The sequence below is a fragment of the Candidatus Melainabacteria bacterium RIFOXYA2_FULL_32_9 genome (assembly GCA_001784615.1).
GTDB lineage: Bacteria > Cyanobacteriota > Vampirovibrionia > Gastranaerophilales > UBA9579 > UBA9579.
Genome location: MFRQ01000102.1, coordinates 1 through 7483, shown reverse-complemented (window position 1 = coordinate 7483; position 7483 = coordinate 1). Strand labels below are relative to the sequence as shown.

The following is a 7483-nucleotide window of genomic DNA, read 5'->3' as shown; positions in this document are numbered from 1 at the left end:
TTCTTATTTGCTCCCAGCATAAAAAATGACATATCTTTCTCCTTTTTCTCTTTGATATATCTATATTTTAACATATTTTAGTTATGAGGTAATCTTTAAATAAGGTACAATATTTATTGTAGAAAATTTGTTATAAATTTATGGAAAATATTCTTGAAATAAAAGATTTAAATATAGGGTTCAAGCTTGAAGATGAGTTTGCAAGAGCTATTCATGGGGTTAGCTTATCAATTGAAAAAGGTAAGTCTCTTGGAGTAGTTGGAGAATCAGGCTGTGGCAAATCTGTAACTGCGACTTCAATAATGAGGCTTTTACCATCAAATGCTGTTGTAGAATCAGGAGAGATAGTCTATGACGGACAAAATCTTCTGAAATATAGCGAAAAAGAAATGCAAAAAGTTCGTGGGAATAAAATTGTTTTAATCCCGCAAGACCCGTTAACTTCTTTAAATCCTTTATATACAATTGGTGATCAAATATCAGAAGTAATTGAATTACATCATAAAGTATCCGGAAAAGAATCAAAAAACAGGGCCATAGAAGCATTAAGACAGGTAAATATTCCTGAACCGGAAAACAGATTTAACGATTATCCACACCAATTTTCGGGTGGAATGAGACAAAGGGTTATAATTGCCATGGCTTTAAGTTGTAATCCTGAGTTAATAATTGCGGATGAACCAACTACAGCTTTAGATGTTACAGTGCAGGCTCAGATTTTGGCTTTAATTAAATCAATACAAGATAAACACAATACGACACTATTACTTATTACTCATGATCTTGGAGTAGTGGCAGAAGCCTGTGATTATGTTGCAGTAATGTACGCTGGTAGAATTATAGAGTATGCTAATGTTAAAAACATTTTCAATAATCCCATGCATCCATATACAAAAGGTCTTTTGGAATCTCTTCCCTTATTAGAGTCAAGTAAATTAAAGCCAATAAATGGGCAACCGCCAAATATCAATGAAAAAATAAATGGTTGTGTCTTTCATCCAAGATGTCCATCAAAAATTGATATTTGTGAAAATGAAGAACCCGAAGCTAATTTGATAGGTGATTCTCATAAAGTATGCTGTCACTTACATAAAACAGCTATAAAATAATTTTAGTTTTCTTGAACTCAATATATATTAGTGTTATATATATAATATCAATGATTTTGTAGGTTGTAAATTAACTGAAATAGTCTGCTTAATCTAGAAATTTGCTTATCAAACTCAGAAAAGTCTTCAGAATTAAGTAGAATTTTATAAAAAGAAATATTTTTTTAATTTATAGCACTATTTAATAGACTTTTCTCCCAAGGCAAGGAAAACAAAATAACTTTGTAAAAAAAAATTAAGGTAAATGCTTGATACAAAATTATTTTCATGGTTTCCTGTAGTTAATAAGCATGTAAAAGTGAATTCTTCTATCATTGTTATAAAGTATTGACACTGAGTTATGTGCTTAATATGATAAGAATTCGCATGCTCAATGAGCCGATGTAGCTCAACGGTAGAGCAACGGTTTTGTAAACCGTAGGTTGCGGGTTCGAATCCCATCATCGGCTAATAAGGGTAGGTGCCCGAGTGGCTAAAGGGAGCGGACTGTAAATCCGCTGGCGCAAGCCTACGTTGGTTCAAATCCAACCCTGCCCAAATCTTTTTTAACTTGTTTTACGAGTTATTAAGAAAAGTAAACCAAGGAAAAACAAAATAGCGAAAGTGAGTCAAACTACCATATCGCTAACGAAAATCCAAAGTTTCCGTCTTGTTTTTCCTAAAAAGTGCCCATGTGGCGCAGGGGTAGCGCATCCCCTTGGTAAGGGGAAGGTCACGAGTTCAAATCTCGTCATGGGCTAATCCCAAGAAAATAAAAACTAGCAAGTAAATGTAAATAATATTTATTTCAAAAGGAGATTTTAGAATGGCTAGGGCAAAATTTGAAAGAACAAAGCCACACGTAAATGTTGGTACTATTGGACACGTTGACCACGGTAAAACAACATTAACAGCTGCTATTACATTTTCTCTTGCTGCTGCAGGACAAGCTGAAGCTAAAGCATTTGATCAAATCGATGCAGCTCCAGAAGAAAAAGCAAGAGGTATCACCATCTCAACAGCTCACGTTGAGTATGAAACAGTAGAAAGACACTATGCACACGTTGACTGTCCAGGTCACGCTGACTATGTTAAAAACATGATCACAGGTGCAGCTCAAATGGATGGTGCTATCCTGGTTATTTCGGCTGCTGATGGTCCTATGCCACAAACCAGAGAGCATATCTTATTAGCTCGTCAGGTTGGCGTACCAAAATTAGTTGTGTTCTTAAATAAAGTAGATATGGTTGATGATCCAGAATTATTAGATCTAGTTGAATTAGAAGCTAGAGACTTATTAAGCTTATACGAATTTGATGGTGACAATATTCCATTCGTTCGTGGAAGTGCTTTAAGAGCTTTGGAAGCTGTAACAGCAAATCCAAAAACACAACGTGGCGAAAATGAATGGGTAGACAAAATTTGGGAACTTATGGACGCAGTTGATAGCTACGTTCCAACCCCAGAAAGAGCTACAGATCTTCCATTCTTAATGCCAGTTGAAGACGTATTCTCAATTACCGGTAGAGGAACAGTTGCTACTGGTAGAGTTGAGAGAGGTAAAGTTAAAGTTGGCGAGGAAATTGAAATTGTTGGTTTCCATGCTACCAAGAAAACAGTATGTACCGGTGTTGAAATGTTCAGAAAACAATTAGATGAAGGTCTTGCTGGCGATAACATTGGTGCACTTTTAAGAGGTGTTAACAAGGAAGAAATCGAAAGAGGACAAGTACTTGCTAAACCAGGTAGTATTAAACCTCACACAAAATTCAATGCAAACGTATATGTATTAACAAAAGATGAAGGTGGAAGACATACCCCATTCTTCCCAGGTTACAGACCACAATTTTACATCAGAACAACTGACGTTACTGGTTCAATTAAATTACCAGAAGGCACAGAAATGGTAATGCCTGGTGACAACGTTGTTATGGATGTTGAACTTATAGCTCCTGTAGCGATCGAACAAGGTATGAGATTCGCTATTAGGGAAGGTGGACGTACAGTAGGTGCTGGCGTCGTTGACAAAATTTCAGAGTAATTAGGTTAGTAAGTATAGAAAGGTTCTAGGTTGGAAGTGGATTATGAGTACCAAGCGACATAGAATTAGAGTTTGTTTAAAAGCATATGATCATCGTTTAATAGATAGTTCAGCAGATAAAATTGTTGAAACAGCAAAACGTACAGACGCTAAGGTTGCTGGTCCTATTCCACTTCCTACTAGACGTAAAATCTACTGTGTTTTAAGATCACCTCACGTTGATAAAAAATCAAGAGAACATTTTGAAACACGGGTACATAAAAGAATAATTGATATTCTTGACCCTACACGTCAAACAACCGAAGAGCTAAGCAGATTAGATTTGCCAGCTGGCGTTGATATAGAAGTAAAATTGTAATAAAGAGGAGATGAGTAGATAAAAAGGCACTCATTTCTGACTATAGCAAAATTGAATATATTGATCAGTTGATGAATGTGATCTACGAAACTCTTCTACGTAGCGCTCACAAAAAGAGAGGAAAAATACCGTGACTCTAGGAGTAATTGGTGAAAAACTAGGGATGACCCAAGTTTTTAATGACGAAGGTTTAGTCATTCCTGTAACAGTAGTAAAAGTTGATTCTTTAACTATTACACAAGTAAAAACTGTTGAAAAAGATGGTTATAATGCTATTCAGGTTGGTGTAAAACCTGGAAAGAAAAAACATCTTACAAGACCAGAATTAATGCATCTAGAAAAAAATAGTTTACCTGCATTCAGACGTCTGCAAGAATTCAGACTGAAGGATGTAAGTGAATACAATGTAGGCCAGAACGTTGAAATCTCCATTATTAAAGAAGGAGAGAAAGTAGATGTTACTGGTATTTCTATTGGAAAAGGTTTCCAGGGTACAATTAAAAGGCACAATTTTTGTAGAGGGCCAATGAGTCATGGTTCAAAGAACCATAGATTACCTGGTTCTATTGGTGCTGGTACAACCCCATCCCGAGTTTTTAAAGGCCTAAAAATGGCCGGTAATATGGGTAATAAAACAGTAACAGTTAGAAAGTTAACTGTTGTTAAAGTTGATAATGAGAAAAATATTATTCTCATTAAAGGATCCGTCCCAGGTCCTGAAGGCAAGTTAGTTACAATCAAACCATCGATTACTAAATGGAATGGATAGGTTCCATACTGATTTCTGAGGAATATAATTATGCCGAAACAAACAATTTTACATAGTAGTAATGGTGCACAATTAGGCCAAATAGACTTAGATGAAAAGGTTTTTGGTATTGAACCTAATATACATGTAATGCACCTTGCGTTAAGAAGACAACTTACAAATGCTAGAGCTGGCACAGCTTCTACTAAAACCCGTGCTGAAGTTAGAGGCGGTGGTAAAAAGCCTTGGAAGCAAAAAGGAACTGGTAGAGCTCGTGCAGGTAGTTTAAGAAGCCCATTATTTGCAGGTGGTGGTGTAATATTTGGACCAAAACCAAGAGATTATTCAATCTCTATGCCTACAAAAGCACGTAGATTGGCTTTAAGATCAGCTCTTTCAGCAAGAACAGAAAATATTAAAATCGTTAAAGATTTTACTGCAATTGCTCAACCAAAAACTAAAGAACTTTTAAAAGTTCTTGAATCATTAGAAATAAGTGGCAAAGTGCTTATTATAGCTGAACTTAGTAATGCAGAAAATCAGCATTTGGGACTATCTGCAAGAAATATCCCTAATGTTAAAGTGATTTTACCATCAAATATCAATGTAAAAGATATCCTTGAAGCTGATAACATTATAATCACTGAATCAGCTATTAGTGATATAACAGAGAGGTTACTCAAAAAATGAAAACAATAGACACTGAAAAAGAAAGATTATATGAAATAATCAGAAGACCTCTTATTACAGAGAAGTCTCACAGTGCTACAGTTGACAGTCAATATACATTTGAGGTATTAAAAAATTCCACAAAAATTGAAATCAAGAAAGCTGTAGAACTATGCTTCCCTGATAGAAAAGTAAAGAAAGTTCGCACAATATACATGCCAAGCCATCAAAAAAGAATGGGTAGTAAATTTGGCAGAACTCAATCAAGTAAGAAGGCTATAGTTACTATTGAAGGCGAGCCTTTAAGTGAATTAATAGGAGCATAAACATGGGTATCCGTAAGTTAAATCCAACTTCTGCCGGCCGTAGATACATGACAACAAGTGATTTTTCAGAAATTACAACAGATAAGCCTGAGAAATCTTTGATTGTAAGTGTAAACAGGCGTGCCGGAAGAAATAATACAGGTAGAATAACCTGTCATCATAAAGGATGTGGACATAAACGTGCTTACCGTATAATTGATTTTAAAAGAGATAAACGCGGCATACCTGCCATAGTTAAAACTGTTGAATATGATCCAAACAGAAATAGCAGAATTTCCTTAGTGGTGTATGCTGATGGAGAAAAAAGATATATTTTAACACCAAATGACTTAAAGGTTGGTGATACTATCCGAAGTGGACCTGATAGTGAAATCAAAACAGGAAATGCCTTACCATTAAGCAATATACCTCTTGGTTCATTGGTTCATAACATTGAACTAACACCAGGAAAAGGTGGACAGCTTGTCAGAGGGGCAGGCGGATCTGCGCAGGTAATGGCAAAAGAAGGTGATTATGTAACTATAAAACTGCCAAGCTCAGAAATGAGAATGGTTCATAAAAATGGTTACGCAACCATTGGAGTTCTTGGTAATTTAGATTCAAAGAACATACGTATTGGTAAAGCTGGTCGTAAACGATGGATGGGAGTCAAACCTACAGTAAGAGGTGTTGCTAAAAACGCTGTAGATCACCCACATGGTGGTGGCGAAGGTAAGTCACCAATTGGTGGTAAACCTCAAACGCCTTGGGGTAAACCTGCATTAGGTTATAAAACAAGACGCAATAAGCCATCTGATAAATACATTGTCAGAAAACGCAAATAAGGAGAATTTAGTTAATGGCTCGTTCACTAAAAAAAGGCCCATTTGTACAAGAAGCACTTATACATAAAGTTGAAAAAATGAATCAGACCGGTGACAAAAGGGTAATTAAAACCTGGTCAAGAGCTTCAATGATAGTTCCTGAAATGTTGGGACATACAATTGCTGTGTATAATGGAAAAACTCACGTTCCAGTCTATGTAACAGAACAGATGATTGGACATAAGTTAGGTGAGTTTTCACCAACAAGATTCTTCCGTGGTCATGCTGGCTCTGATAAAACTGCAAAAAGGAAGTAATTATGGAAGCTAAATCAAAACAAAGATATGTTGGAATGCCTGCAAGAAAGATTCGCAGGGTAATAAATGAAGTACGTGGTAAAAAAGTTGATGATGCAATGAATATTCTTCGCTTTATGCCATATGCAGCTGCAAGAGTAATTGAAAAGAATCTTACTGCTGCTATAGCAAATGCATCAGAAAAATGGGGTGCGTCGTCTGAAGGTTTGGTAATATCAGAAATCTATGCAGATGATGGTCCAATGTACAAAAGAGCAAGACCAAGAGCCCAAGGTCGTGTTTATAAAAGAATAAGACGTACTTCTCATTTAACAGTTATAGTTAGTGTTAATAAAGAACAAAGTAAGACTAAATAGGAGGCTACCTTGGGACAAAAAGTTCATCCGATAGGATTAAGAATAGGTATTATAAAACCTTGGTTAAGTAATTGGTTTGCAACTAAGGAGTATGCTGATTTTCTTGCTGAGGATAATCAAATCCGTAAATACATTAAGAAAAAGCTATATTCATCAGGTATTAGCCGTATTGGTATTGATAGAAAAGCTCAACAAGTCAATATTAACATAGTTGCTGCAAAGCCCGGTATTATTGTGGGCAGAGGTGGTCAAGGCATTGATGAGCTTAGAAAAGAACTTAGCAGTCGCGTAAAAAAACGTGTACAAATTGATGTTGTTGAAGTTGCAAGAATTGATGCTGATGCACAATTAGTTGCTGAAGCTATAGCGCAGCAGCTTGAAAAAAGAGTTGTGTTTAGAAGGGCAATGAAACAGGCTATTCAAAGAGCTATGCGTTCTGGAGTATTAGGAATAAAAGTTTCTGTATCAGGTAGACTTGGTGGTGCAGAAATTGCTAGAACAGAGTGGTCAAAAGAAGGCCGTATCCCTCTTCAAACCCTTAGAGCTGATGTAGATTATGGTTTTACTGAAGCAGATACCGTTATGGGTATTATAGGTGTCAAAGTTTGGATATTTAAAGGTGAAATACTTCCAGGTGAAGTTGCTGATCAAAATATCAAAGCTAAAACTGCAGGTGCAGAAGGTGGTGCAGCAGCACCTGGTGGACGTGGTCCTCGTAGAAGAGGAAGAGGTCCTAAAAGTTAGATATCAGCCTGAAAGAGGCTAATATGAGAAATT

10 protein-coding genes and 3 tRNA genes are annotated in these 7483 nt (G+C 36.2%); all 13 read left to right on the top strand.

Annotated features, from left to right (window positions below):
• Nucleotides 1-140 precede the first annotated feature (140 nt).
• The 13 genes from A2255_05360 to A2255_05300 all read left to right on the top strand — a co-directional run bounded on the left by A2255_05360 (nt 141) and on the right by A2255_05300 (nt 7450).
• Nucleotides 141-1109 carry a peptide ABC transporter ATP-binding protein gene (locus A2255_05360; protein OGI19211.1) on the top strand — a complete coding sequence of 323 codons (969 nt, stop codon included), beginning with the start codon at nt 141-143 and terminating at the stop codon, nt 1107-1109.
• Nucleotides 1110-1486: 377 nt separating this feature from the next.
• A tRNA-Thr gene (locus A2255_05355) sits at nt 1487-1558 on the top strand.
• A 5-nt stretch (nt 1559-1563) separates the two neighbouring features.
• Nucleotides 1564-1646 (top strand) — tRNA-Tyr (locus A2255_05350).
• A gap of 130 nt (nt 1647-1776) precedes the next feature.
• A tRNA-Thr gene (locus tag A2255_05345) sits at nt 1777-1848 on the top strand.
• A 66-nt stretch (nt 1849-1914) separates the two neighbouring features.
• Entirely contained in the window at nt 1915-3129 is a 1215-nt protein-coding gene (locus tag A2255_05340; GenBank protein OGI19210.1) for a translation elongation factor Tu, read from the top strand.
• Nucleotides 3130-3172: 43 nt separating this feature from the next.
• Nucleotides 3173-3487 (top strand): 30S ribosomal protein S10, encoded by a 315-nt coding sequence (locus tag A2255_05335; protein OGI19209.1) that lies wholly within the window; start codon nt 3173-3175, stop codon nt 3485-3487.
• Nucleotides 3488-3617: 130 nt separating this feature from the next.
• Entirely contained in the window at nt 3618-4256 is a 639-nt protein-coding gene (locus A2255_05330) for a 50S ribosomal protein L3 (GenBank protein ID OGI19208.1), read from the top strand.
• 30 nt (nt 4257-4286) lie between these two features.
• A complete protein-coding gene (locus A2255_05325) occupies nt 4287-4925 on the top strand; it encodes a 50S ribosomal protein L4 (protein ID OGI19207.1) in 639 nt (212 codons plus the stop codon).
• Nucleotides 4922-5230 (top strand): 50S ribosomal protein L23, encoded by a 309-nt coding sequence (locus A2255_05320; protein ID OGI19206.1) that lies wholly within the window; start codon nt 4922-4924, stop codon nt 5228-5230. Before A2255_05325 ends, A2255_05320 begins: the two co-directional genes overlap by 4 nt.
• 2 nt (nt 5231-5232) lie before the next feature.
• Nucleotides 5233-6054, top strand: a complete 822-nt coding sequence (locus A2255_05315; GenBank protein OGI19205.1) for a 50S ribosomal protein L2 — start codon at nt 5233-5235, stop codon at nt 6052-6054.
• A gap of 14 nt (nt 6055-6068) precedes the next feature.
• On the top strand, nt 6069-6350 hold the full coding sequence (locus A2255_05310; GenBank protein OGI19204.1) for a 30S ribosomal protein S19: 282 nt from the start codon (nt 6069-6071) through the stop codon (nt 6348-6350).
• Nucleotides 6351-6352: 2 nt separating this feature from the next.
• Nucleotides 6353-6706, top strand: coding sequence for a 50S ribosomal protein L22 (locus A2255_05305; GenBank protein OGI19203.1), 354 nt, complete (start codon nt 6353-6355; stop codon nt 6704-6706).
• A gap of 9 nt (nt 6707-6715) precedes the next feature.
• Nucleotides 6716-7450: a 30S ribosomal protein S3 gene (locus A2255_05300; protein OGI19202.1), complete on the top strand. Its 735-nt coding sequence runs from the start codon at nt 6716-6718 to the stop codon at nt 7448-7450.
• Nucleotides 7451-7483 lie beyond the last annotated feature (33 nt).